Annotated in this window: 24 protein-coding genes and 1 pseudogene; 9 read left to right on the top strand and 16 right to left on the bottom strand. The window is 47.8% G+C overall.

From position 1 onward, the window contains the following. Nucleotides 1-18 precede the first annotated feature (18 nt). The 3 genes from BST99_RS10990 (at nt 19) to BST99_RS10985 (ending at nt 3,274) form a co-directional block, all read left to right on the top strand. Nucleotides 19-1,008 carry an endonuclease/exonuclease/phosphatase family protein gene (locus BST99_RS10990; RefSeq protein WP_105001850.1) on the top strand — a complete coding sequence of 330 codons (990 nt, stop codon included), beginning with the start codon at nt 19-21 and terminating at the stop codon, nt 1,006-1,008. 137 nt (nt 1,009-1,145) lie between these two features. Then, nucleotides 1,146-1,502: a hypothetical protein gene (locus tag BST99_RS14225; RefSeq protein WP_146106280.1), complete on the top strand. Its 357-nt coding sequence runs from the start codon at nt 1,146-1,148 to the stop codon at nt 1,500-1,502. Next, entirely contained in the window at nt 1,439-3,274 is a 1,836-nt protein-coding gene (locus BST99_RS10985; protein WP_181044212.1) for a S8 family serine peptidase, read from the top strand. The genes BST99_RS14225 and BST99_RS10985 overlap by 64 nt, the downstream gene beginning before the upstream one ends. A gap of 135 nt (nt 3,275-3,409) precedes the next feature. Here BST99_RS10985 and BST99_RS14500 read toward each other — a convergent pair whose 3' ends face one another. Further along, nucleotides 3,410-3,610 (bottom strand): hypothetical protein, encoded by a 201-nt coding sequence (locus BST99_RS14500; protein WP_219843837.1) that lies wholly within the window; start codon nt 3,608-3,610, stop codon nt 3,410-3,412. A gap of 54 nt (nt 3,611-3,664) precedes the next feature. On the opposite strand from BST99_RS14500, the gene BST99_RS10975 reads away from it, so the two are divergent. After that, nucleotides 3,665-4,789 (top strand): hypothetical protein, encoded by a 1,125-nt coding sequence (locus tag BST99_RS10975; RefSeq protein ID WP_105001848.1) that lies wholly within the window; start codon nt 3,665-3,667, stop codon nt 4,787-4,789. On the opposite strand, the gene BST99_RS10970 is transcribed toward BST99_RS10975, so the two are convergent. From BST99_RS10970 to hemA, 12 genes and pseudogenes are all read right to left on the bottom strand, one after another. Then, on the bottom strand, nt 4,779-5,294 hold the full coding sequence (locus BST99_RS10970) for a methylated-DNA--[protein]-cysteine S-methyltransferase (protein ID WP_245916246.1): 516 nt from the start codon (nt 5,292-5,294) through the stop codon (nt 4,779-4,781). The two genes, BST99_RS10975 and BST99_RS10970, sit on opposite strands and share 11 nt — an antisense overlap. Continuing rightward, nucleotides 5,275-6,405 (bottom strand): CNNM domain-containing protein, encoded by a 1,131-nt coding sequence (locus BST99_RS10965; protein WP_105001847.1) that lies wholly within the window; start codon nt 6,403-6,405, stop codon nt 5,275-5,277. Before BST99_RS10965 ends, BST99_RS10970 begins: the two co-directional genes overlap by 20 nt. Before the next feature lie 69 nt (nt 6,406-6,474). Then, a complete protein-coding gene (locus BST99_RS10960; protein WP_105001846.1) occupies nt 6,475-7,536 on the bottom strand; it encodes a bestrophin family protein in 1,062 nt (353 codons plus the stop codon). 14 nt (nt 7,537-7,550) lie between these two features. Then, a complete protein-coding gene (hemB, locus tag BST99_RS10955; RefSeq protein WP_105001845.1) occupies nt 7,551-8,540 on the bottom strand; it encodes a porphobilinogen synthase in 990 nt (329 codons plus the stop codon). Continuing rightward, nucleotides 8,537-9,340, bottom strand: a complete 804-nt coding sequence (locus tag BST99_RS10950) for a PhzF family phenazine biosynthesis protein (RefSeq protein WP_105001844.1) — start codon at nt 9,338-9,340, stop codon at nt 8,537-8,539. Before BST99_RS10950 ends, hemB begins: the two co-directional genes overlap by 4 nt. A gap of 13 nt (nt 9,341-9,353) precedes the next feature. Then, a complete protein-coding gene (locus tag BST99_RS10945; protein WP_105001843.1) occupies nt 9,354-9,995 on the bottom strand; it encodes a hypothetical protein in 642 nt (213 codons plus the stop codon). A gap of 32 nt (nt 9,996-10,027) precedes the next feature. After that, nucleotides 10,028-10,959 (bottom strand): annotated as a pseudogene (hemF, locus tag BST99_RS10940) (oxygen-dependent coproporphyrinogen oxidase). After that, nucleotides 10,956-11,444 carry a DUF6973 domain-containing protein gene (locus tag BST99_RS10935; RefSeq protein ID WP_105001842.1) on the bottom strand — a complete coding sequence of 163 codons (489 nt, stop codon included), beginning with the start codon at nt 11,442-11,444 and terminating at the stop codon, nt 10,956-10,958. The pseudogene hemF and the gene BST99_RS10935 overlap by 4 nt, the downstream one beginning before the upstream one ends. Before the next feature lie 5 nt (nt 11,445-11,449). Further along, nucleotides 11,450-12,499, bottom strand: coding sequence for a uroporphyrinogen decarboxylase (gene hemE, locus BST99_RS10930; RefSeq protein ID WP_105002498.1), 1,050 nt, complete (start codon nt 12,497-12,499; stop codon nt 11,450-11,452). A 19-nt stretch (nt 12,500-12,518) separates the two neighbouring features. Next, nucleotides 12,519-13,220, bottom strand: a complete 702-nt coding sequence (locus BST99_RS10925; RefSeq protein WP_105001841.1) for a uroporphyrinogen-III synthase — start codon at nt 13,218-13,220, stop codon at nt 12,519-12,521. After that, nucleotides 13,213-14,130 (bottom strand): hydroxymethylbilane synthase, encoded by a 918-nt coding sequence (gene hemC / locus BST99_RS10920; RefSeq protein WP_105001840.1) that lies wholly within the window; start codon nt 14,128-14,130, stop codon nt 13,213-13,215. Before hemC ends, BST99_RS10925 begins: the two co-directional genes overlap by 8 nt. Further along, complete coding sequence (hemA, locus tag BST99_RS10915; protein ID WP_105001839.1) at nt 14,127-15,380, bottom strand: glutamyl-tRNA reductase; 1,254 nt, start codon at nt 15,378-15,380, stop codon at nt 14,127-14,129. The genes hemC and hemA overlap by 4 nt, the downstream gene beginning before the upstream one ends. Nucleotides 15,381-15,575: 195 nt before the next feature. Here hemA and BST99_RS10910 point away from each other — a divergent pair, with 195 nt between their 5' ends. Further along, on the top strand, nt 15,576-16,478 hold the full coding sequence (locus BST99_RS10910) for a helix-turn-helix transcriptional regulator (RefSeq protein ID WP_105001838.1): 903 nt from the start codon (nt 15,576-15,578) through the stop codon (nt 16,476-16,478). Here the strand turns inward: BST99_RS10910 and BST99_RS10905 are convergent, their stop codons facing one another. After that, nucleotides 16,479-17,330, bottom strand: a complete 852-nt coding sequence (locus tag BST99_RS10905; protein WP_105001837.1) for an N-acetylmuramoyl-L-alanine amidase-like domain-containing protein — start codon at nt 17,328-17,330, stop codon at nt 16,479-16,481. It abuts the gene before it with no gap. A gap of 90 nt (nt 17,331-17,420) precedes the next feature. Here BST99_RS10905 and hemH point away from each other — a divergent pair, with 90 nt between their 5' ends. Continuing rightward, entirely contained in the window at nt 17,421-18,458 is a 1,038-nt protein-coding gene (gene hemH, locus BST99_RS10900; protein ID WP_105001836.1) for a ferrochelatase, read from the top strand. Beyond that, nucleotides 18,455-19,840 carry an MATE family efflux transporter gene (locus BST99_RS10895; RefSeq protein WP_105001835.1) on the top strand — a complete coding sequence of 462 codons (1,386 nt, stop codon included), beginning with the start codon at nt 18,455-18,457 and terminating at the stop codon, nt 19,838-19,840. Before hemH ends, BST99_RS10895 begins: the two co-directional genes overlap by 4 nt. Here BST99_RS10895 and BST99_RS10890 read toward each other — a convergent pair. Next, a complete protein-coding gene (locus tag BST99_RS10890) occupies nt 19,837-20,106 on the bottom strand; it encodes a hypothetical protein (protein ID WP_105001834.1) in 270 nt (89 codons plus the stop codon). The genes BST99_RS10895 and BST99_RS10890 overlap by 4 nt on opposite strands. 7 nt (nt 20,107-20,113) lie before the next feature. Next, a complete protein-coding gene (locus tag BST99_RS10885; RefSeq protein ID WP_105001833.1) occupies nt 20,114-21,412 on the bottom strand; it encodes a hypothetical protein in 1,299 nt (432 codons plus the stop codon). Nucleotides 21,413-21,596: 184 nt separating this feature from the next. Between BST99_RS10885 and BST99_RS10880 the strand changes: the two genes are divergently transcribed. Together BST99_RS10880 and BST99_RS10875 are read left to right on the top strand one after the other, a co-directional pair. After that, nucleotides 21,597-24,695, top strand: coding sequence for a WD40/YVTN/BNR-like repeat-containing protein (locus BST99_RS10880; RefSeq protein WP_105002497.1), 3,099 nt, complete (start codon nt 21,597-21,599; stop codon nt 24,693-24,695). Nucleotides 24,696-24,771: 76 nt separating this feature from the next. Beyond that, nucleotides 24,772-25,317: a CopD family protein gene (locus tag BST99_RS10875; RefSeq protein ID WP_105001832.1), complete on the top strand. Its 546-nt coding sequence runs from the start codon at nt 24,772-24,774 to the stop codon at nt 25,315-25,317. Nucleotides 25,318-25,335 lie beyond the last annotated feature (18 nt).

Here is a 25,335-nt window from a genome sequence, read left to right as displayed (position 1 = left end):
CAAATCTAACTAAAGCCCATGAATCTCAACTTTTATCGCCGATCAAAAACGGTCGATACCCAAGTGTCAACCGTGGCTTTTTACAATCTGGAGAACTTCTTTGACACCAAGGACGACCCCCATGCATTGGATGACGACTTTACCCCAGACGGTAAAAAGGCCTGGACGCCCAAACGTTTCCGGCACAAGGTCAAGAAGCTGTCTAAGACGATTCGAAGAATTGGTGACGATGTATCTACGCAACCCCCGGTACTCGTGGGCCTGGCGGAGGTAGAGAATCGCGGAGTGATCGAACGTCTTTTAGAAACCAAGTTTCTAAACCAGGTCAATTACGGAATCGCCCATTTTGACTCTCCAGACGAAAGGGGAATCGACACCGCTTTGCTTTACAACCGAGATGTTTTTCAATTACTCCATCAGGAGCGAGTTCCAGTCTATTTAACCGATGAGTACGGAGACCGGGACTATACCCGAGACATTCTATACGTCAATGGAATGTGGGGAGAGGATCTGATTCACCTGTTTGTCAATCACTGGCCATCCAGAAGAGCAGGGGTTGAAGAAACCGAAGAAAAGCGACTTCACGCCGCCGAAACCGTTTTGCGCCAAATCAATGCCCTGGAGCAGAAAGAGAGCGATCCTTATATCGTGGTGATGGGGGATTTTAATGATGGCCCAGAAAGTCCTAGTATACGCTTGCTGGACGAGAGTATCTCTTTAATTAATCCATTTCAGCAGGTCAAAAAATCGGGGCAGGGAAGTGCTTTTTTTAAAGGGAAATGGTCTTTGTTTGATCAAATACTACTTTCTCCGGCCTTTTTTCAAGGCCAATCCGAGGGTCCGGCTTTCCGAGATGCTTCGGTTTATTCGCCGCGCTTCTTAACCCAGTACAAAGGGCGGTTTAAAGGCAGTCCTTTCCGAACTTATGGAGGGCCGAAATACCGGGGTGGATACAGCGATCACTTCCCTGTTTATGTGGCTTTGAAGCGAAAAAAGTCTCGCCTTTAATCGATCAGACCACAAGAATATCTAGTTTCACAACAGGAGTAAGAAAAAAGATACGCTGTTGATCGAATAATCGTACAATTTGTTGATCTCCTTGGGTTGTTGAGGTAAATTGGTAGTCCAAATCTTACAAACCTGCCATGTTCCGCAAGAACAACAACCTACAATTTGCTTTGTTTTGGGCACTGCTTCTAGCCCTTTCAGCCACCTCGGTCAGCGCTCAATCCACTGCCGAAAACTTGGATCAATTGATTCAGCGTTTTCAGTTGGAGCAGGACCAAACAACCCAATTGTTTAATCGCCTTCTCGCCCAAAGGCAACAAAGCTTACAGGTGTATGAGAAAGAGGGGGTTCTGATCAGGCCTATTTTTTTACGTCAGAAGGGATTGCCTTGTATTATTCAACGCAGTCGACTGCAGCGGAAGCGACACGTGTGGTTTCAATTCCCCGGCATGCTCAGCTCTCTAGCCCTCCTCAGGGAAGAGAAAGTCAAGTAGGCATCTGGGATGCTGGCGCGGTCTTGGATTCCCACCAGGAAATTAGTGGACGTGTTTTTCAATGGGACCAAAGCACAGATCTAGACAACCATACTACCCAAGTGGCCAGTGTACTCTTGGCTCAAGGGTTACGATCAGAGGCCCAAGGGATGTTGCCTCAAGGCCAGGGAAGGGTATACGATTGGAACGCCGATAAACTGGAAGTTGCAGAAGCTGCAGCCGAAGGGCTTCGTATTTCTAATCATTCCTATGGAATCAAAAGTGAAAATGTACCAGATTGGTATTTTGGATGCTATATCGCCGCTTCTCGCGATTGGGATGCCGTTATGTATGCCGCAAAGAATTACCTCTTGGTCAATGCAGCCGGAAACAGTCGAGGCCTTGCTCACAATGCGGAGCCGCTATACGGCACGCCTCAGGAAGGCTTTGATGAGTTGTTGGGCTTTTCCGTTTCTAAAAACAGCCTGACCGTCGGTTCGGCTCGTTTGGAATGGGAAGGAAACTATTCTGTTGAAGGCAGTCTGAACTCTTATAGTACCATTGGCCCGACCGATGACGGAAGAATTAAACCGGATTTAATTTCCGATGGTACCTTGCTCGAAGCAGCAAGCGCTAACGGGAACCAAGCCTACGGTACTGCTTCAGGAACATCCATGGCGGCTCCAGCAGTTAGTGGAGGACTTTTGCTTTTGCAGGAGTATGCGCAGGAGTTGGATCAGGGAACCCTTTCTGCCGCCTCCTTAAAAGGGCTGGCCTTACATACGGCTACCGAAATCAATGGGGAAGGTCCCGACTACCAAATGGGTTGGGGCGCTTTTAATGCCTTAAATGGCATCCATTTTTTACAGCAACTCAATTACTCGAGCGCTCTGTTAGAAGAAAACCTCGAGAGAGGAGGGGAACACCGCATGACTCTGGAGGCCATAGGAGATCAACCTTTACGCGTTTCAATCAGTTGGACGGATCCGCCAGGTGAGGCTCAGCGCTTAGTTGCCAATAAACCCGTTGCGGCACTGATTCACGATTTGGATATTCGCTTGTACCAAAATGGGCAGGAATTCCAGCCCTGGGTTTTGAACCGCTTAGCGGCCGAAAGCCCAGCATTTCCAGGGGATAATCGCGTGGATCCTTACGAACAAATTGAGGTATTTGATCCTCAGGGAAGTTTTGAATTGGTGGTTCGCCACAAGGGGGAGCTGCTTGAAGAGGTTCAGACCTATAGCCTTTTGATCAGTGGAGCTCGTTTTTCGGACTGTCGTCCACAACAACCTCGGAATGTGGAGGTACTTTCTCTAGATAGCCAGCAATTGACTTTAGCTTGGTCTTCTGCAGGTACAGACCAGTACCGTATCGCGTACAGGCAATTGGGGGAGCAGTGGCAATATGAGGAGGTGCAGGGGAACCAACACCGATTTGATAACCTTTCTTTTGGTGGATTTTACGAATTTCAAGTGTACGCATTATGCGGATTGGGCTATGGATCAAACCCATCAGAACCTCTGGTGATACATTACCAGGAGGATTCTTTAGCACCTCTTTCTAATGGAACAACAGGACCGAGGATTTTCCCTAACCCTGCTGGTGCTTTTTTGATGACATCGGTTTCTATGGCCGACAAGAACTACCAAATCGTCAATTCGGCAGGCACTGTCGTGATGAAAGGAAAGAATGAAGGCTCGATCAATACCTCTCTGCTTTCTTCAGGACTCTATTTTTTACAGGTAAAAACGGAGGGAGACGACTGGGCGGCACTTAAATTTTACAAGGAGTAGAGCTATTCGGCATCCTGCACCAGGAAAATCCCATTTTTGGTGGGGTCAAAACAACCAAATTCATGGGGTACTCCACGGGGTATATTTTCTCAGGTGATCGGCCTGAACCGTTCCCCTTTTGACAAACTCTTCGAACTAGGTTTTAATGGTATTCACAAAGAGCTTGATTACGGAACCTCCTAATAGTGGGTCATCCTCGTCATCGGCATGCCACGGCAAGTGAATTTCGAGCCCATCCCGAATCAATCCGCAGTACCTGGGCGTACCAGCCAACATCCCGCTTGATATCAGCGGAGGGTCAGGAATCATTTGTAAAAACCGGGGCTTTTCAGGCATGAGAACAGCATTAAGGCGGCAAAATAATGCCTATCTTATGAGCAAGTATTTGCTATGAAAATAAGAAGATTAGGGTTTTACCTGTTGCTCTTTGGTTTCTTTTCATGTTCGACTGAAACTCTACAACAGCCGCAAGAACCCCAGGATCCGGACGAAGTCATTCTCGTAGGGGAAGATTTTACTTCGGTCTATACCAGTATATACAATCCCCAGACAGGGGTGTTTGCGAGTCGAAATCTGACCGCTGAACTTGGAGTACCCTTGGATTACCTGATCCAACGGGACTACCAAAATGAATTGTCTTTCTACTCTTTTGAAGGAGGGGCCTTTAGTCTCTTTCGAACCAATCCGACCAATGGAATTTCGACCAGTATTGCCGGCTTTTATATCAACAGCCCGGAGCGCTCCATTATCTGGGGAGCCGATGCCGATGAATCGATTTACCTGGCCTTTTTTGCACCAGTGGGAAGCAAGAACCTGAGCCTGTTGAGGATGGGATTAGACACGGCAATCACGGATGAGTTTACGGTGGAATTCGGAGTGGAGGAGGTTTATCCTCCCTTGGTTTTCAATGGCTCTTTATTGGTGGGTTACCAATCGGGAACCGGGAATTACAAAATTGCGGTATACCAATTGCAAAACTTCCAACTGAAGGGGACTCTTGACTTGGGAAATGGTGCTTCCCCTTCCTATTTTGTCACTGAGGATCAACGTTTAGGTGTCTTGCGCAGTGGGTTGGGGGTGAGCCCAGAACTTGAAGTTTACGATCTCAACTCATTGCAATTTTTATTTTCCAATACCCTTGAGGTCAATCAGTTCTTTCAGCCGGGCCCGGTGCAAGCCGAACTGATCGGGAGCAATTTCTATTATTATTTTACCTATGCTCAGCCTTCTCCTGTGGTGGATGGCCCGGCCCAAATCAATTTGGACGATGGCATCAATCGCCTGGTTGATATCAACGCTCTCCGGTTGCAGCTGGAAGATGAAAGGGGCCTGCGTTTGGTGTTTACGGCAAAAGGGGTGGGCCAAGGAAGTCCCCCGCAGTACTATTTGGGCTATGGTTACCAAACGACCGACAACTCGGTCGAAGGTGGCGTGCTTATTCTGGACGCCGGAGGGAGTATTCTCGCCCAGCGAGAATTACCTTATATACCAACGGCTATCATCGCTAGAGATTAAGGGTCAGCTGAGGTGTTTTGGATTCGTGGTTGAGCAACCAAGACTTGCATTCCAGACCCCAAGCGTAGCCCGTTAACTCCCCATTGGAACCAATGATGCGGTGGCAGGGAATAAATATCCATAGTGGATTTTGACCGTTTGCTGAGGCGACTGCTCGAATGGCTTTGGGATCGCCTAACTTTTTGGAGAGTTCCAAATAACTCATCGTCTCGCCCCATTCGGTTTGAAGCAAGGCCTCCCATACTTTTTGCTGAAAGGGTGTTCCTTCCGGGTAAAGCTCAATGCTAAAGCGATCTCGTTTTTGGTCAAAGTACTCTTTGAGTTCTTGTCTGGCTTGCGCTAACCAAGGGGAGGGTTGTTCGAGAGGAATGATACCTTCAGGCAGGGTTTCGGAATCCTTTAGCAAACGGCATATGGCCAGGCCTTCGGGCCGCCATCCGAGGAGGGCTTTCCCAAAAGGTGTCTGCAGTGTACAGTATTCGTAATCAGGATTCAGGCTCTTCACTATCGGGCTTATCGTTGAGTAGGCCCAAGCGTTTTGCACGGGCTTCCCAGTTCTTACGCGCTAGTAACTGCAAGTCTTCGACATTGTCGCTTTCGTCCATGATTTCAAGACCCAAAAGGGTTTCGATAACGTCTTCCATGGTGACCAAACCGCTCACGCTCCCGTATTCATCGACTACCAGAGCCATATGCTCTCTGTTGGTTACAAAGGTGTTGAAGAGTTCTGGGAGGGGTTTGCTGCGTTCGGTTACCTGAATTTCTCGCCTAAGGGTGACCAGGGGTTGATCCCCTTTCTCGTCAATCAAACTCTCGAGTACTTGGTCCTTGAGTACGTAACCGGTAATGTGGTCCTGGTTTTCGCCGTAAAGGGGGATACGTGAAAAGCGCAGTTGACGGTTCGCCTCAAAAAATTCCCGAATCAACATGGATTCTGGTGCCATTTTGATGACCGTCCGGGGCGTCATAATGTCTTTGGCCTGAATTTCGTCAAAGGTCAGGAGGTTGCGGATCACCTTGGATTCTGATTCTTCCACCACACCCTCTTCTTCGGCAATCTCGGCCATGGCGGTAAAGTCTTCTCGGCTCAATACGCTTCCATGCGCCCCTTTTTTACCGATGAGTTTGGTAAAGAGTTGGAGGATCCAAAGGATACCCGTGTACTTGAGGATAAGGACCATGATGCGCAAGGTGCGGGTCGAAAAATTCACCAGCTGCTTCCAGTAGGTGGCCCCGATGGTCTTGGGGATGATTTCGGAAGCGATTAAAATCAAAAGGGTCATGATGGTCGAAACAACCCCGACCATGGCTTCCTCTGAAAAGGGCATACCCAGAAATTCTGGCTGACTGCCGAACATATCGGCATAGGCGTATTTGGCTTGAACCCCTACCAGGATGGCTCCGACGGTATGGGCAATAGTGTTGAGTGTTAAGATGGCGATCAAGGGCTTGTCAACATCCTTCTTAAGTTCTTCCAGGGCGCGGGCATAGGGTTTGCCTTCTTGCTTTTTCAGGTTGACAAAAGTCGGTGTGACACTGAGCAAAACCGCTTCCAGTATAGAGCACAAAAAGGAGAACAGGATAGAAATAAACGCGTAGAAAAGGAGTAAACCCATGTTGTTCTCTTGGCCTTAAGTTGTTCTTGTAAAAGTAAGGATTCGCAAAGAAATCCAGCAGTTGCTCACCTACATTTGAACATGGTAGGTTTCTGGGAATTGATCCGGGATTTCTTCGTCTGATTCACCCATTTGCTGTCGCAAATCAATTTCGATCCCTCGGGAGATGGTCGAGATGGGTACATCGTTGGGGTTACCCTCAAAAGGATTCTCGCCCACACGGGCAATGCGTTCCATGGTATAGAAAACCCAACTAACTGCTGCACAGAAAGGAACAGACAACCAAATGAATTCCTGACCGATCAGGGGGAACTGCTCCATGATGTGGTCGCCGATGTCTTGAAAGGAAGGAACAATACCGAAGGGCAAAAGCAATAAAAATACCCGAACAAAATAGTAAGCCAAACTAGCGTATTGTCTGGGATAGGGGAAGTTCTTAATGCGCTCAGATTTGCCTTGGAGGGTAAAGAGTTCCTGGAGCACGTTTTCGAGTTCTAAAAAGGAGAATTCCCAGATAAGCCCTCGATCTACTAATTCTTTCAGGTGTTTGGATTGCAGATAGAGCAGGGCTGTGGCCTTATTGCCCTTAGACATCACATGCTCAATTTCTTTGGGTTTGAGGTATTCCAGCAAGTCATCTTTTAGAGGTGTGGTTTGTTCGGGAATGTAGGCGATGCGGTGCCACTCTCTGTTGGTATGACTAAGGTGCGAGACCTCCCATTTTTTCTTTTGACGCATACCATGTCGAAGCGCACTCAGCCAGGCGATGTGGCGGTAAACCAATTCTCTTTGGATCTTTTTTAGCTCGCGTTCTGTAACCGGGTTGTCCGTATAGCGGTTGTTGACCATGTCCTGGACTTTCATCCCCCAGGTACGCGAAGTGTTTACGATTCCACCCCAAATTTTTCGGGCTTCCCAGATCCGACCGTAGGCGGCGTTGTTTTGGAAACCGACGATAAAGGCGACGGCCGTACCAATGAGGGCAACAGGAGTCCAAGGCACATTGAGAAAGGTAAACTCAAAGACATGGTAGAGCACCACGACGAGGGCGGCGAGCGCCAAAAAGAAAAGTGTTTCCCATCGGGTCCAGCGGGCGAAGGCTCTGGCAGAATAAAGGTGTCTGGTATACATAGTTCAAGGGCTGTTTACCCCAATAGACGACTGGCGTCCTTGGCGTGGTAGGTTGCGATCATACTCGCTCCGGCTCGTTTAAAGGCCAGGAGTTGTTCCAACATTACCTCATCGTGGTTGAGCCAGCCTTTTTCGGCAGCAGCCTTCAGCATGGCGTATTCACCTGATACCTGATAGACGGCAATGGGCGTATGAATCTGTGTCGCTAAACTACGGACAATATCCAAATAGGGCATACCGGGTTTTACCATGACAATATCTGCGCCCTCGTCAATATCCATTTGGGTTTCGCGTAGGGCTTCCTTGACGTTGGCCGAATCCATTTGGTAAGTGGATTTGTCTTTTGGAATTCCTTTTTCATCGACCGGCGCGGAATCCAGTGCTTCCCGAAAGGGTCCGTAATAGGCACTGGCGTATTTGGCAGAATAACTCATGATTCCAGTATCAGAATACCCTTGTGTTTCGAGGCTTTGTCTGATTTTGGCAATACGCCCATCCATCATATCGCTGGGAGCGAGCACATCGGCTCCTGCCTGGGCATGGCTAAGGCCCATCTGCCCCAAAACCTCAATTGTAGCATCGTTTTGAACCTGCCCCTGCTCCACAATACCATCATGGCCATAAATGGAATACGGGTCTAAGGCCACATCCGTCATGACCAGTAGTTCAGGAGCAGCCGATTTGATTTCGCGAATCGCTCTCTGCATGAGACCGTTTGGATTGAGTGCTTCTTTCCCTTGGTTGTCTTTAAGCTCATCGGGGACTTTTACAAAAAGCAATACGGCCGGGATTCCGAGGGCAGCAATTTCTTTGGCCTCATCCGCCAGAAGATCTAAAGTCAAGCGGAATTGCCCTGGTAAGGCCCCAATAGGCGTTCGGCTTTGAGATCCTTCTTCAATAAAAAGCGGATAGATAAAGTCTTTTGGGGTCACCTGGTTCTCTTGTACCAAGTGACGCATGGCCGGAGAAACTCGGAGTCTCCGGTTCCTTTTAAATTGAATCATGATGTGGGGGAGTTGATATCGATTTCACCAATGAGGTAAGGAGTTGCGTAACCGGCAATCTCTACCCGGTCACCATCCAATTTACACCAAAGCTCTCCTCCTCGTTTAGAGAGTTGCTTGGCTACAAATTCGGTTTTTCCCAGTTCTTTCGCCCAATAAGGCACCATGGTCGTATGGGCTGATCCGGTTACTGGATCTTCAGGAATACCGCATTTTGGTGCAAAGAAGCGGGATACAAAGTCCACTTCATCCCCTGGGGCGGTTACAATAATTCCTCGGGCATTGATTTTATTTAAGAGACTGAAGTCAGGTTCCAAACCTCGGATGGTCTCTTCAGAATCATAGACCAGCATGAAGTCAGTTTTTCCTCTCAGGGTGCGCTGAGGCACCAATCCAATGGCCTCATTCATTTCACGGAGACTTTCTAGCCCTATGGGTGGATCCAGAGGAAAGTTTAATCTGATTTTCCCGTCCTTCTCGAAGTGGGCTTCCAGACGACCACTTCTTGGGGAATCAAAAACGACGGTTTTTTTCTTGTATCCGTAGTATTCTTTTAAAACAAAAGCGGTGGCCAAGGTGGCGTGTCCACATAAGTCCACTTCGTTTTCGGGAGTAAACCACCGAAGTGTATAGTGGTCGCCTACCGCTAAGGCGAAGGCGGTCTCTGAAAGGTTGTTTTCTTCAGCAATCCCCTGCATTTGATCTGGACTTGGCCAATAATCCAAAATACATACTGCCGCTGGGTTTCCCTGGAATACCTTGCGGGCAAAAGAGTCGATCTGGTAGATTTTTTGTTTCATGTCTGCAGTGGGCCTAATTCTTTTTTGCTGTGGCTAGTAGGGCTTCAAGGGCGGCCTTGTCATCTACTCCTCTTAGAATAAGGGAATCATTAAAGTCTTCCGGATTTTTAAAGTCTTTGAGCATTTCGAGAATCACATCGGCATGCTTTTGGGCTGTTTCCGCTTTAAAATGAATTTTGTCCTTCTTCAGTTCGTACTGAAGGTCCGTTTTTTTGAGTTTTTCTGTCAGACTGGCCATGGCGTCATCACTGGGTTCATAGAGAACCAATTCGGAACGATCCGGACGGTAAAAACCGGTCAGAAATTGAATGCTTCGGCCCTCCTCATCGTAGGAAGTGATTTGGTAAACCCCGCGATTCGGTTCAGAACCTTGGTAGCGAATGTAGATAGGGGTTGAACCGTCTGGGTTAGGATTAGGCTCCAAAATCCAGATCTTTCTTTTTGCGCTTTGTGAATAGCCACGGGCTTCAATTCCGATGGTGTCTGTAGGGATGCCTTGATCGTCTACCCCAACCCAGAAGCGGTGTTGCAGAGAAAACCGATCGGTATTATTGTTGGTCATCACAAAGTCCTCGGAACTGATCGTATTGCAGCTAAAAACAAGGGCAAGAGCCAAAAGGACAAGGCCTTTTTGGAGATGGACTAGTGTTTTCATGGGTTTAAATTCTTTGTAGGAAAGGTACTAAATTATTTTTCAGAATTTTCAGCAATTGTAGGACTGGCCCATTCCTTGGGATGAGCTAAAACCTCCAAAAGTTTTGCCTCCGGACTTCCCTTTTCAGGTTGATGATCGTAGGCCCACTGGACGACAGGGGGCAAACTCATCAAGATACTTTCAATACGTCCATTAGTCCTAAGACCAAAAAGGGTTCCCTTGTCATGTACCAGGTTGAATTCGACATAGCGTCCTCTGCGAATTTCTTGCCACTGGCGTTGCTCGTCCGAATACGGCAGATCTTTCCGTCTTTCTGCTATAGGCAGGTAAGCGTCTAAAAAATGATCAGCCACATCGGTGACATAGGCATACCATTGTTCGAGACTTAACGGTTGATCCGGGCGGCAATAATCAAAGAAGAGCCTCCAAGGCCTCTGGCTTCATTCCGGTGGTGATTCCAGAAGTACTCATCACAACGTTTTTTGTAGCGTGCGTAGAATTCCGGGTGGTGCCGGTCACAGGCCTCTTTACAGATTTGATGGAAGTGCTGGGCGTCTTCCTCAAAAAGGTAGTAAGGGGTCAAATCCAATCCGCCTCCGAACCACTGATCCAGTAGTTGCCCTTCTTTGTCATACATTTCAAAATACCGCCAGTTCGCGTGTACTGTCGGCACCATTGGATTGTGCGGGTGCAAAACAAGACTCAGCCCACAAGCAAAAAAATCCGCTTCCGGTTGTTTGAAGTAGTCTTGCATGCTTTTGGGCAAAGGTCCATGCACGGAAGAGGTGTTTACACCGCCTTTTTCGAATACAGCTCCTTCAGCAATAACACGTGTTCGACCGCCTCCTCCTTCAGGACGCTTCCAGTGATCTTCGTGGAAGTTAGCCTTTCCATCAAGGGCCTCAATAGCCGATGTTATCTGATCCTGAAGGTCCAGAATATAGGCTTGAAAGGGGGTCTTCATAATTCGGCTTTTTTCAGGTAAACCATGGATTCTTTGACGTTGAAATCCTGGCGTGTATCGTGGATCTGAACAGCATTGCTCGCGGCTTCCTGTAATTTGGTGATCAATTCCGTTTTCGGCAATTCAGGAGATTTTTCAAAAAATCGTCGGCCGAAGGCGTTGTTGTGCAAGTCCATAAACCGGTCAGATTCCGGGTTGGGAAACAGTTTTTCGTGCCAGTCTGTGATTCGCTTGGTCCAACGCAGAACTTTGCCCATTTTTCTCGACTTTTTATAGCAGTACTGAGCAATTAAGTAGTTCCAAATGGCGTGTCGAAAAGCATTGGCCGGTCCGTTCTTGGAATGCGCCCTCCCGTAGTACTGCTGACTGATGGACAGGGCTTTTTTGGTGGCATTTAAGGTCGGAAAAACAAAACGAGGATAACGTAACCCCAAGAGCATAAGCTGCCAGAGTTCTTTCATATTCGCCTTGCGGATGACGGTCATTGGGTTCACGCCGAATAATTTTTTACAGCATCGATGAAGGCCTTCGCATTTTCGAGGGGTATATGGGGGAGTATACCGTGGCCCAGATTAGCAATATAGTTTGTTGTGCCGAAGGAATCAATCATTTCTTTGACCATGGCCGAAATGGTTTCGGGAGGCGATAGCAATCGAGCCGGGTCAAAGTTGCCCTGTAAGGTAATGTTTCCTCCACTAAGGGCTCTAGCGGTTTCTGGCGTACAGGTCCAGTCAACACCGAGGGCACTTGCCCCGGTTTTCGACATTTTATTCAAGGCATACCAAGCGCCTTTGGAATACAGAATGACCGGACAGAGATCTTTGAGCTCATCTACGATTTGCTGCATATAGGGCAAAGAAAAACGGTCGAAATCCGCAGGGCTTAGAAGACCACCCCAGGAATCAAATACCTGAACAGCATGGACACCAGCGGCTACCTTGGCTTTGAGGTAAGCAATGGTGGTATTCGTGATTTTTTGAAGTAATTCTTCGGCCAGGGCAGGCTGTGAAAAACAGAATTCCTTGGCCAGATCAAAGGTTTTACTACCTTGACCTTGAACGCAATAGCACAATATGGTCCAGGGAGACCCTGCAAAACCGATTAATGGTATCTCACCGTCTAGTTTTTCTAGGGTTTGTTCGATGGCTTTGTAGACATAATCCAGGCTTGTATGTACATCAGGTACAATAACCCGGTCCAGGTCTTTTCGGGTTCGTATAGGTTCAGGGAGATAAGGGCCGAAATTCGGGCGAAGCTCCACGTCGATGTTCATGGCCTGCGGAATAACCAGAATATCACTGAAGAGGATGGCTGCGTCCATTCCGTAACGGCGAATAGGCTGCACGGTAATTTCAGAGGCCAGTTCCGGAGTCTGGCAACGGGTGAAAAAGTCATACTGATCCCGAATCGCTCGGAACTCTGGTAGGTAGCGCCCTGCTTGACGCATCATCCATACCGGAGGTCTATCCAATTTTTCTCCTCGTAGGGCTCGGAGTAGCAGATCGTTCTTGGGAGTTGTTTTAGTTGAATTCACGTCCATAGTGCGTTTTGATGCGGCCTTAATCCGCGCCATTAAGTTGTTTAAAATAGTTGATACTCTGCAGAATGACCTGAGTTATCGTTGGCTTTGGAGCAACAATATACTTTTCGGTATGATTCTGAATCTCGGCCGCCGTTGTCGAACCAATACAAATAGCCATGGCCTCTTTAAGCGTATTGTTTTGTGTGAAGCTCTGGACTCCACTCGGACTAAAAAAGAGAATGGCGTCGAAAGAGCGTTCAAAGGTTTTGGGCTTCAAAACCGTTTGGTATGATCGACGCTCAATAAAATATATATTTCTACTAGACAGTTCTTTAAGAAGGTTCTCTCTTCTAAGATTTCCCGAGAAGTAACAACACCGTATTCCCTTGTTATTGGGTATTCTTTCGCCCAAGGATTGGGCATTTTCAAAGTATTCCCTAACCTGGAAACCGGCTTCCCGGATAATTGAAGCGGTACCTTCTCCCACACAGAAAACCGAGAGTTGCCAGCGGGATTGGGTCACTAAGTCCAATTGATCAAAGGCCAATTTAAATCCCAAGAAACCATTTTGACTGGTAAAGAGAAGATGAGTTAAGGGCTTATCGGAGGTAATGGACTTGAGGTCGGGAGGAGTTAATTGAATCGAAATTGCATCGTAGTCAACCACTCCAATTCCGGCTGCCAACAAGTGATTCTTATTGGGTGTATCGAGGCGCTTTGTCGACAATAGACTAGCCATTTCGCAGCGCTTCTAAGATGGCATCACCCCCATGGGCTTTGATTTCTTTGGCCAATTGAATGGCGAGATCCTGACCTTGCTCTTTAGAGACCTTATCCTCAGCGGTGATTGCTTCTTGTCCGTCAAGAGAGAAGAGACCTGCCTTGAGTGTCATTTCTTCGCCTTGAAGAGAGGCGTAGGCGCCGATCGGAGCGGTACAACCCCCTTCCAATTCTCTAAGCAGGCGACGTTCTGCTTCTACACAGATACGGGTGTCCTGGTGGTTGATTTGCGATAACAGGGCTTCCGTGGCCGTGTCCGATTCTCGACCGACGACCGCTATGGCTCCTTGGGCCGGTGCGGGGATCATCCAATCGAGGAATTCGGTTTTTTCTGGAACCAATTCCATTCTTTCCAGACCTGCCAGGGCGAATATGGCACCTTGCCAATCTTCATCCTGGAGTTTTTGCAACCTGGTTTGCACATTTCCCCTCAGGTTGGTCACTTGGTGTTGAGGAAATTGATGTAGCCATTGGGCCTGACGCCGCAGGCTACCCGTGGCAATGGTGGCCGGTCTGTCTTCGTCTTCTAAAAAGTCAGCGCCTTTGTGAATCAGTACATCCCGGTGATCGGCTCGTTCGAGTACAGCCCACATTTTAAGCCCATGGGCCAAAGCAGTCGGCACATCCTTGAGCGAATGCACGGCAAAGTCAATTTTGTTTTGGATTAGGGCCAGGTCCAGGGATTTGGTAAAGATTCCTGTAATCCCCAATTCGTAAAGGGGTTTTTCCAGCTCAATATCTCCTTCGGACTTCATCGGCACCAACTCCACTTCCTGCCCTTTTTCGGCCAGAAGGGATTGTACTTTTTTGGCCTGCCACATCGCTAAAGCGCTGTTGCGTGTCCCTAGTCGAAGCAAAGATTGACTCATTTTTTGGCGGTATCCAGTTGAAAAATAGCCTCGATGTACTCGATGCTTGTATCGGTGCTTCCGTTGGCCGATTTGAGGTGGTTGGCCACTTGTTTGGTGATTTTTTGAATCAGACGTTCCGAAAACTTATCCATCTGCTCTTCATTGTAATCCGGCCATTTGCGGGCGTGAAAATCGAGTTCTTCTTCCTTCATCTGCAAGAGTTTCTCTTTGAGCGCGCCGATGACGGGAGCAAATTTCCGGGTTCCAAGCCAGGCCATAAAGTCTGTCATTACTTCCTTGTAAATTCGCTCTGCAGCAGGAATATCCTTGGCTCTTTGTTCTCTTGTTATGTCGGTTATACGCGATAGCTGGTCGAGGTGAACGACTTCAACATGATCCATTTTTGACACCTCGTCTGCTACATTCTTGGGAACCGAGAGGTCTAAAATCAAAAGGGATTTTTTGGCAAAAACGAGTTCTTTGGACAAGGTCGGTTTTTGAGCACCGGTAGCGACAATCAAAATATCTGAACGCCGAATTTCGGCCGGAAGATCTCCGTAATCTTTGACCTTGAGGTTGTATTTTCCTCCGATTTCTTCCGCTTTTTCTCGGGTGCGGTTAATCAGGGTAATTTCTGCACCTGGCGCGTGTTTGGTCAGGTTGTCGCAGGTATTTCGGCCGATTTTTCCGGTGCCAAAAAGCAAAATGCGCTTTTTGTTCAGCTCGGTCACGTTCTCCAATATGTATTTTACAGAGGCAAAAGCCACCGAAGTTGCGCCGGAAGAAAGGGCAGTTTCGTTTTTGATGCGTTTACTAGCCTGAATCACCGCATTGCAAAGGCGCTCCAGAAAGGGGGATGTTGTTCCAGCCTTTTTAGCCTTGCCAAAGCTTTGTTTGATCTGCGAGATAATCTCGAAATCTCCTAGAATCTGACTTTCCAGGCCGGTACCTACCCGAAAGAGATGGGTGATGGCTTCCTGGTTTTTGTAGATGTAAGCGTAGTCCTGAAATTCCTCGAAGCTGCCCTCGGTGTGAGCGCAAAGCAATTTGATCAGTTGGATCGGATTAGTGGCGTAACCGTAAAGTTCTGTTCGGTTACAGGTCGAAATCCCCATCAGGCTGCTCAAGCCTTGTTCTTTGCCCTGATCTAAAAGCGCCTCGTATTGCTCCGTAGCTAAATTGAAACGGCCACGGATGCTTTCCTCTGCCTTCTGAAAGCTGAGTCCCACGACAAAAAAAGAAAGGGAAGAGGATGCGGTTGAGGTCAAGGATGCTGTTACTTGTATACTCTGCAAAATTACAGTAGCAAGGTGGGACCTAATAACGCCAAAAGTTCAAGGGTCTATTCGGACAAATTTAGAGGGTTATGGCGGCAGACTCAGTCTAAATATTTCCTCTAAATAGGCGGTTTACAAAGGATTTTTACCGTAATTTAGAGTCTTTCTAAATTTAATATTTAGCTCATGAGTGAGGAGAATCCCGTAAAAAACACCGCTAAAGGGTCCTTTCAGGAAGAAATACTGGAAGAAGGTTTTCGCTTACTGCGGTTTCAAAACCCTTTAAGCGAACGCATCACAACTTCTTACCCGCTGGATAAGAACTTTTTACAGCTGCACTTTGTGCTTAAAGGTCAGGTTCAACTGGCCTTCAACGAAAATAATTACCAGTTGCAACTCTTAGAAGAGCATTCCCTGTTGCTTTACAATACCCAAAAAGACCTCCCCATCAATGCTGAGCTATGGCCCGGTACTTGGATGATTACTGTGGTGATGACCCTGAAGAAATTCCATTCCCTCTTTTCGGATCAAACCGAGCAGATCCCTTACCTGAGCTCCATCAGCAAAGAGAAAAAATACTATTCACAGGAGGCGATTTCGCCTTCTAAGGCAATTATTCTCAATCAGTTGATGCACCTGGGCGTACACGACTCGGTAAGACATCTCTACGTCAAAGGAAAACTGTACGAATTGCTTGCCCTCTATTTTAATCGGAACGAGGAGGCTAATTTGGAACAATGCCCGTATTTGGCAGATGAAGAAAACGTGCGAAAAATTCGCATGGCCAAAGACATTGTGATTAACCGCATGTTGGAGCCTCCAACGCTCGAAAGTCTAGCGGTAGAAATTGATTTGCCTCTCAAAAAACTCAAGGAGGGTTTCCGCGAGATTTATGGGGATACGGTTTTTGGATTTTTACTGAACCACAAATTGGAATTGGCGCGCAAGCATCTCTTGAGAGGGGAACTCAATGTTCACGATGTGGGATTGCGTGTGGGCTACAGCACCTCGAGTCATTTTATCGCGGCTTTTAAAAAGAAGTATGGGGTGACCCCTAAAAAATACCTGAAGGCCCAATCCGTGAAATAACTAGAGCGGGCGAACGACCAGAATACCCATATTCTTTTTGATTCCTTTCAGGTATTCCCGCAAGGGTTTTTTGGAAATCACGACCTCTCCGGAGGTTGAAGCGTGCATTAAATGGAGTTGTTCCCCTTGCCAAATAGCAAATCCGGTATGGGTTACGTCCAATCCTTTAATGGAGGTAACCAGGGCCAGTATATCACCGGAGGCGATTTGCTGTTCGATCCCTTCGATTTGGTCTAAAGGGATATAACAAAACGCTTCTTTGGAGAGGGTTTCCTCGGTTTTACGAATTTTTTTGACTTCCGATTCGGCCGATAATTGCGGGTAGTACTGCGGGTGAGTGCCCATAAAATTTATAGCTCTTTCTTCTTCTACACCTCCGAGAGCGGCCGTCATGTTTTTGATCAGGCCTTTTTGTTCGTTGTTGCGAATCCAGTCGGTGAAGTAATGCAACCTGGAGCTGTAGCCCTGGAGTTGTCCATTGCGGTAGCGGATGTATTCGAGCTGTTGGCCAAATTCTTCCAGAGCGCTTTGTTTATTTTGAAAAAGACGATCAAAGGCCAGTACATTCTCGATATAGGTGGTACAGTCCAAGCCTCTCAAGTTCAGAACCACCTGTTCATCGCCTTCCTGTTCCAAGGTTTTTGCCACATAAGGGGTGCCGAGAAAAGTCTTGCCTAAAGCAATCAGACGCTCCGAAGTAGGGCCTTGCAGTGTAGCAGAAGACTGTAGTCGATCGACCATAGCTTCAAAGAGTCGCTGATCTTCTTCCTGGTAATCCAATGCTGATTGAGCTTGCAAAGAGGCACAGCAAAAAGCGAAAAGGAAGAACAGTCGGTAGAAGGATCTTATCATAGACAGAAAGTTACGAATTCAAAACCGTTGACAGAGAAATCCGGGGAGACCTAATCATGTCGTATTTTTGCAAAACAAAAAGAAAAGCTTGTGAAAAAAGGTGTTTTACTTGTCAATTTAGGTTCTCCGGACAATCCCACGCCCAAAGCGGTGCGTCCTTATTTGGATGAATTCCTGATGGATGAACGTGTTATTGACGTTCCTGTTGTTCTCCGAAACCTTTTGGTACGCGGAATTATTTTGCAAACCCGCCCAAGAAAATCAGCCAAGGCTTATCAAAAAATCTGGTGGGATGAGGGCTCTCCGCTTATCATTATTTCGGAACGATTTACAGAAAAAGTAAAGAAACATCTCGATATGCCCGTTGCGCTGGGTATGCGTTACGGCAGCATGAGCATCGAAAAAGGATTCCAGGAGCTCAAAGAACAAGGAGTGGATCACGTTTTATTGGTGCCGCTTTATCCGCATTATGCCATGTCGTCTTATGAGACCGTCGTGGTAAAAGCAATGGAAGTCGCTCAGAAGAAATTCTCTGAAATGAAAGTCGACACCTTGCCAGCTTTCTATAACCGGGCGGATTATATCGAGGTTTTGTCGCATTCGATTGGCGAAGGGCTTGAAGGCTTTGAGTACGATCACGTGCTGTTTAGTTACCACGGTATTCCGGAACGCCACATCCGCAAATCCGATCCTACCCGTTCCCACTGTAAGATCGATGGCAGCTGCTGCTCCATCAATTCAGTAGCCCACCACACGTGTTATCGTCACCAGTGTTATGCGACAACAGAGCTGGTCCGAAAAGCCTTGAATCTACCCGCCGAGAAGGTGAGTACTTCTTTTCAATCCCGATTGGCTGGAGATCCGTGGTTGAAGCCGTATACGGATTACGAATTTGAGCGTCTGGCCAAAGAAGGCCGAACACGCCTCGCGGTAATCACCCCCGCTTTTGTGAGCGATTGCCTGGAGACCCTGGAAGAAATCGCCATGGAAGGAAAGGAGGAATTCGAAGAGGCTGGTGGAAAGTCGTACAAGCACATTCCTTGCCTTAACGATCGCGACGATTGGGCAGCACTTATGGCCGATTGGATCAAGGACTGGAGTACCAGAGAAGCTTACTTAACCGTATGAGTAGAGCCCGTTCAGAAGAACTGGGCACCAAGCCCATAGGGCCTCTATTGATCAAACAGGCCGTACCCGCTTCCATTGGAATTTTGGTGATGAGCCTGAATATCTTGGTCGATACCATTTTCGTTGGAAACTGGATCGGACCGATCGCTATTGCAGCCATCAATGTGGTGCTCCCTGTTTCCTTTTTTATCGCCGCTTTGGGGATGGCGATCGGGATCGGGGGATCGAGTATTATTTCTCGGGCTCTCGGCGCAGAAGACAAACAAAAAGCTCTCAAGACTTTTGGAAACCAGATCAGCCTGACCATCCTGGTGACCTGTACCATGGTCCTCTTGGGACTGTGGTTCCGCGATAGTCTTATACCGGCCTTTGGGGGGAAGGAGAGCATTTTTGAACCGGCCAAAATCTACTACACCATCGTTTTATACGGGGTGCCTTTCTTGGCCCTTTGTATGATGGGGAATACGGTGATCCGCGCGGAAGGAAAACCCCGCCACGCCATGATTGCCATGATCATCCCTTCCATAGGGAATCTGGTGCTCGATTATATTTTTATCTATATACTGGACTGGGGGATGATGGGGGCTGCCTGGGCGACCACAGCAGGATACTTGCTCTGTTTTAGCTACATTTTTTACTTTTTCTTATCGCCTCATTCCGAGCTCAAGCCGCGTTGGACGGATCTGAAATTTGAAGGAGGTATCCTCAAAGAAATGGGCGCTCTGGGCTTTGTGACCCTTGCACGTCAAGCCGTGACCAGCATCACCTATTTGCTGGTAAACAACATCCTCTTTAATCTGGGAGGGGCGGCCATGGTCGCTGTTTATGCCATTATCGGAAGGATGCTCATGTTTGCCCTCTTTCCGGTCTTCGGGGTTACCCAGGGATTCTTGCCTATTGCGGGCTTTAATTTTGGTGCAGGAAAGTTTGAACGGGTAAAAAAGAGCATCTATACGGCCATCACGTATGCTTCTGTGGTAGCTAGCCTGGTGTTTGTCCTTTTGATGGTGTTTCCGGACAGTATTGTAGGGCTCTTTTTAAGTGATCGTGCTGATTTATCGGCCGAAGATCAGGCCACCAATGCCTTCGTTCGCGAAAACGCTCCATCGGCCATGCGGTGGGTGTTTGCGGCAACACCGATTATCGCTTTGCAGCTCATAGGAGCGGCTTATTTTCAGGCGGTTGGAAAAGCCTTGCCCGCTCTTTTATTGACCTTGAGCCGTCAAGGTTTCTTCTTTATTCCACTGGTGCTGATTCTGCCACTATACTACGGTGCAACAGGGGTATGGGTGAGTTTTTCGCTCGCCGATGTTTTAGCCACTATTGTGACCGCTTTCTACTTGCAGTTTGAATTAAAACGCTTGGTGCGAAAGAGCGCTTAGGAAATTTCCTTTGAGTTCAGAAAATTCCCGAACACACCTCCCACTTTTTTAAGCAGGGGCTGCTTTTTGGCGTTGCTCTTGGCCCAATCTGCACGCATCCCCTCAAAGATGGCTTTAGCAGCCTGCTTTTCTTTGGTTCTCGCCAAGCGTTCTTCCGGAGAAATATGCTTGGAGGATTGCGGCTTATTACAGCGTTTGTTGGAGTAGTTAGGAAGGCACTCGTCGAGTACTTGCTTGTAGGATGTATAGGTCTTTTCCGTATTCATGGTCCAACTATTTTAGGTTATTTAAGAAACGATAATTATCGTTCGGATCAAAATAATTCTTTCTTCGTATCCAGATCATGCCGTCTCCTTTGGAGATCACAGCCACATCTACTGGCCCTCCGACGGTTTCTTCGTCTGTCGAAAAACGCTTGCGCAGACAGGTCAAATTGACCAGTGAATCGGCCATTTCGGCCAACTCATTTTTAGGTAGAATGGAGGCCACTGTCAAGATGGGTCGAATGTTGATATCGCTTTTGATCTGGTTGATTTGGTGGTAGCCATCTCTGAAATTATCAATTCCGATTTGGCGAATGCGGTCTTCCAAATCCATGCGCTGCTCCTGATCCAACCCACTTTCGTCTGCCAGGGCATCTACAATGAATTGTGGATAGTACCCGAAGACGTCCTCGATGAAGTTGTAGTAAATCGTGTCCATCAAAGGCGAAATTCCGTCAATAAAAGTGCGGATCACTTCGTCTTGAGCGAAAGGAATAATCATGGCCGTATTCTGGTGATCAATTTGGCGGTGAGATTCCTCCTTGTACTTCAAAGTGTTCATCGCCACTCCTTGTACCTTGTAGGAAACCAGTGAAGGAAATATATCGAGGTGCCCAAAACCGGTAATGACTACACCGGTATTGGTGAGGTAATCATTGGATTGGGGGTAGTAGACAAAAATATGAGCTGCCAGGCGTTGAAGACGCATCTTGCCCTGCTCCGAAATAGGCAGTTCTTCAAAGACCTCACGAATCGCCTGATCAATGGTATTGCCGTGTTTGGCTAAAAATCGTTTAGAAAAAACCTCCGGGTCCTGAATGTGGGTTTTCCCTTCTTTCCACACCTTGATTTGGTGATCGATGATGTCATCGATAAGGGTTGACATTTCTTGGGTTCCCAGCTCTTCCTTGTTTTCAAAATGGTATTCGATATTGTCCAGGATAATGTTCCTCAGGATATCGTAATAGTCGTAGAGGTGCCCCTCTACATAGGTGTCTTGAACGGCTTCCGGGTAAAACTCCCGTTCTTCCTGTAAAAACTGAACAAAGCGCTGGCCGTAGTCCCGAAGAGAGTTGTAGCGGGAATCCCCGAGTTTGTCCCGAAAGACCTTGATCACGGTTTCCCACGGAATGCCCATATAAGAGGCACTGCCGTAGATCATGATGGCCACCGGTTCGGCGGTCGAGAGACTAAAGATCTTGTTGGCCGTTGAGAAAATGGGCCTGCCGTATTCATCGTATCCTGTAGAAGCACTATCGGAGGCAATGGCAACAGCCTGTTTGTTTAGAATGGCTACTTCTGTAGTCATAGTTGTGAGATGTTCGTTGGTTAACGGCCTCACAATATATCGCATCTTTCCCAGACTTTAACAGCCTTTTCGCTAGAAGAATGTTAAAATCCACCGGGTGAAAAGGGCTCTTTTTTCTTACATTTAGGATCTTAAACTCTACTCTCTGATGACTAAATGGACGACTTACTTTTCGGTCTTGGCAATGACATTGCTCTTGCTGAGTCCGCAAAATGCAGAGGCGCAACGACGCAAAAAACAAACCGACAACAGTCCGAATCCCGATTTGTATTCCAGCTTGGAGTACCGCTTGGTCGGGCCCTTTAGAGGGGGGCGCTCTGCAGCGGTAACCGGCGTTCCGGGTAAACCCAACCTCTTCTATTTTGGCGCCACCGGCGGTGGTGTCTGGAAAACCCTGGACGGAGGGAGAAGCTGGGAGAATATTTCTGATGGCTTTTTCGGTGGGAGTATTGGTTCCGTTGAGGTAGCCAAAAGCGATCCGAACGTTATTTACGTTGGAGGCGGTGAAAAAACAGTTCGAGGAAACGTTTCTTCCGGCTACGGCGTCTGGAAAACCGTGGATGGCGGAAAAACCTGGACCGAGAGCGGTTTGAGTAAGAGTCGCCATATTCCGCGTTTACGCGTGCATCCCGATGATCCGAATACGGTCTATGCCGCGGTGATGGGGAATATCTATAAACCGACCAAAGAAAGAGGAATCTACAAGAGTACGGACGGGGGGAAGACCTGGAAGAACATCTTGTTTGTCAACAACCAATCGGGGGCGGTCGATCTGGCCATGGACCCGAATAACCCACGAGTCTTGTACGCTTCCACCTGGCGTGTGCAACGTACACCTTACAGCTTAAGTAGTGGGGGTGACGGTTCAGGACTTTGGAAAAGTACCGACAGCGGAGCGACCTGGACGGAGATCTCGAAAAACGATGGTTTCCCGAAGGACACCCTAGGCATTATTGGGGTGACTGTTTCTCCAGTCAACTCTGAGCGGGTTTGGGCCATAGTAGAAAACAAAGACAAAGGAGGGCTTTACCGCAGTGATAATGGCGGAAAAACCTGGACCCAAGTCAATAGTGAGCGCAAATTGCGCCAACGAGCCTGGTACTACACCCGGGTGTACGCCGATACCCAAGACGAGGATTTGGTCTATGTACTCAATGTGCGTTACCACCGCTCAACCGATGGGGGACGAACTTTTAAAACCTTTAACGCGCCTCATGGCGACCACCACGATTTGTGGATTGCTCCAGAAAATTCTCAGCGGATGATCATTGGGGATGATGGAGGAGCTCAAGTGAGTTACGACGGGGGGGAAACCTGGTCTACTTACTACAACCAGCCCACAGCTCAGTTTTATCGCGTTACGACAGATAATGCTTTCCCTTACCGAATTTATGCTGCGCAGCAAGACAACTCGACGGTGAGAATTAACCACCGAAGTGATGGCTTTGCGATTACCGAGGACGATTGGGAGCCTACAGCAGGGGGTGAATCAGCCCACATTGCGATTGATCCGACCAATAACGAAATTGTCTACGGAGGAAGCTACGGAGGCTTCTTGACACGAGTCAATCACGCGAATAAAACCACCCGTGCGATCAACGTTTGGCCAGACAACCCCATGGGCTATGGGGCAGAAGGGATGAAGTACCGTTTCCAATGGAACTTCCCTATTATTTTCAGTAAGCACGATCCAAAGAAGCTCTACACCTTCTCGAACCACGTGCATATGTCTACAGACGAAGGTCAGAGCTGGGAATTGAAGAGTGGAGACTTGACGCGTAACGATCCGGCCAAGCTTGTTTCGAGTGGGGGACCGATCACCCAAGACAATACCGGAGTTGAATACTACTGTACGATTTTTGCTGCTCAGGAGAGTCCTATTACAGAAGGCCTGATGTGGGTAGGAAGTGACGATGGTTTGATTCATTTGACCCGTAATGGCGGCGAGAGCTGGGAAAACATTACGCCAAACAATCTGCCCGAATGGAGTATGATCAACAGTATTGAGCCCTCGGCTTTTGACGCGGGAACCTGTTATGTTGCTGCGACGCGATACAAGCTCGGTGACTTCAAGCCCTATTTGTACAAAACCACCGATTACGGAAAGACCTGGCAACAGATTACCAGCGGAATTCCATCGGAGCACTTTACCCGTGTTTTAAGAGAAGATCCCAAGCGAAAAGGCTTGCTTTATGCCGGTACAGAAACCGGGATGTACATCTCTTTTAACGACGGTCAATCTTGGAAGCCTTTCCAATTGAATTTGCCGATCGTACCGATTACGGATTTGGCGATCAAAGACAACAACCTAATCGTTGCCACCCAGGGTAGAAGTCTGTGGATTATTGATGATTTGACGGTTCTTCATCAGCAGGACCCGGCGATGAGCAGCAATTCGGCTGTTCTTTACCAGCCCAAAGACAGTTACCGTACCAAGGGAGGAGCTTCATCTCGTCCGTCAAAAACAACCGGTAAAAATCACCCATCGGGTGTGGTGACTCACTTCTACATGAAGGAAGTAGGCGAAAAAGACAAGGTATCCTTGACGTACACCACCATGAGTGGCGATACCCTGGCGAATTTTTCGAATAAAGCCAAAAAGAGTGCCGAGAAGCTCAAGCTAAAAGCCGGTGGAAACACCCACAATTGGAATACCCGAGGCGAAGGAGCCGAGCGATTGAAAGGCATGATTTTCTGGTGGGCCAATTTCAACGGTCCCAAGGCCGTTCCAGGGCAGTACCAGGTGCACCTGAATGTGAATGGACAAACCCAGACACAGTCTTTCCGCATTCTTCCAGATCCTCGCGCTGAGGTGACGGTTGCACAGATGCAAGAACAGTATGACTTCATCACCGATATCAATAAGACGGTCGATCGAGCGCACGATTATATCAAGAAGATCCGCAAGATCAACGGACAGTTGAAGTCCTTCCAGGAGCAGTACAAAGACGACGACAGAACGGCAGATCTCAGAGAGAAGGCCAAAGGCTTGCAGGATTCATTGAGCACCATTGAGAAGGCGTTGTACCAGACCAAGAACCGCTCGAATCAGGATCCGCTGAACTTCCCTATTCGCCTGACGAATAAGTTGGCTCACCTGAATTCTTTGGTGTCGCTGGATGATTTTCCACCGACTGCTCAGGACAAGGCAGTCAAAATGGAATTGACGCGCAAGATCAATACCCAATTGACGGCTTTTGATGCCTTGGTAACCAAAAAAATCAAGGCGTTTAACAAGGAATTCAATCAACTTCAATTGGATTACTTGTTCATCGAAGAATAAGGCCTTAGCCAAAAGAGCATTACCTTTGAAGCACTCTTAGAAACCCAGGTTTTAGAGAGTGCTTTTTTGATTCGTTATGCTGTACAATTACATCAAAGCTTTGCATTTAATCTTCGTGGTTACCTGGTTTGCAGGCTTGTTTTACATTCCCCGAATTTTCATTTACCAAATAGAAGCGAATCTTAAAGAGGAACCCGCCAAGAGCATATTGGGGGAGCAGTTGGCCCTTATGGGGAAGCGATTGTGGTACATCATCACCTGGCCATCTGCGATTCTTTGCACGGTTTTTGCAATTACCTTGTTGACCTTACAACCGGTTTGGTTAGAAATGGGGTGGATGCACATCAAGCTCAGCTTTGTTCTGCTGCTGTTTTTCTACCACGGCAAGTGTCACCAGATCTTCTTGCAAATGCAGAGGGGAGAGTTTCGGTACACTTCGCGCCAGATGCGGATCTGGAATGAGGTCGCAACCTTAATCTTGTTTGCTGTCGTCTTCTTGGTCATTCTGAGAAACAGTTTAGATTGGGTGTACGGGGTGCTCGGACTGTTTGGGTTGGCCGTCTTGTTGATGTTGGGGATACGCTGGTACAAAAAGGTGCGTGAGCGAAACCCCAAGGCGTAATTTTAAATACCTTTAGCA

The sequence above is a fragment of the Aureicoccus marinus genome, assembly GCF_002954325.1.
GTDB lineage: Bacteria > Bacteroidota > Bacteroidia > Flavobacteriales > Flavobacteriaceae > Aureicoccus > Aureicoccus marinus.
Note: the sequence above shows the minus strand (reverse complement) of the source record. Positions and strands in the feature narration are given on the sequence as shown.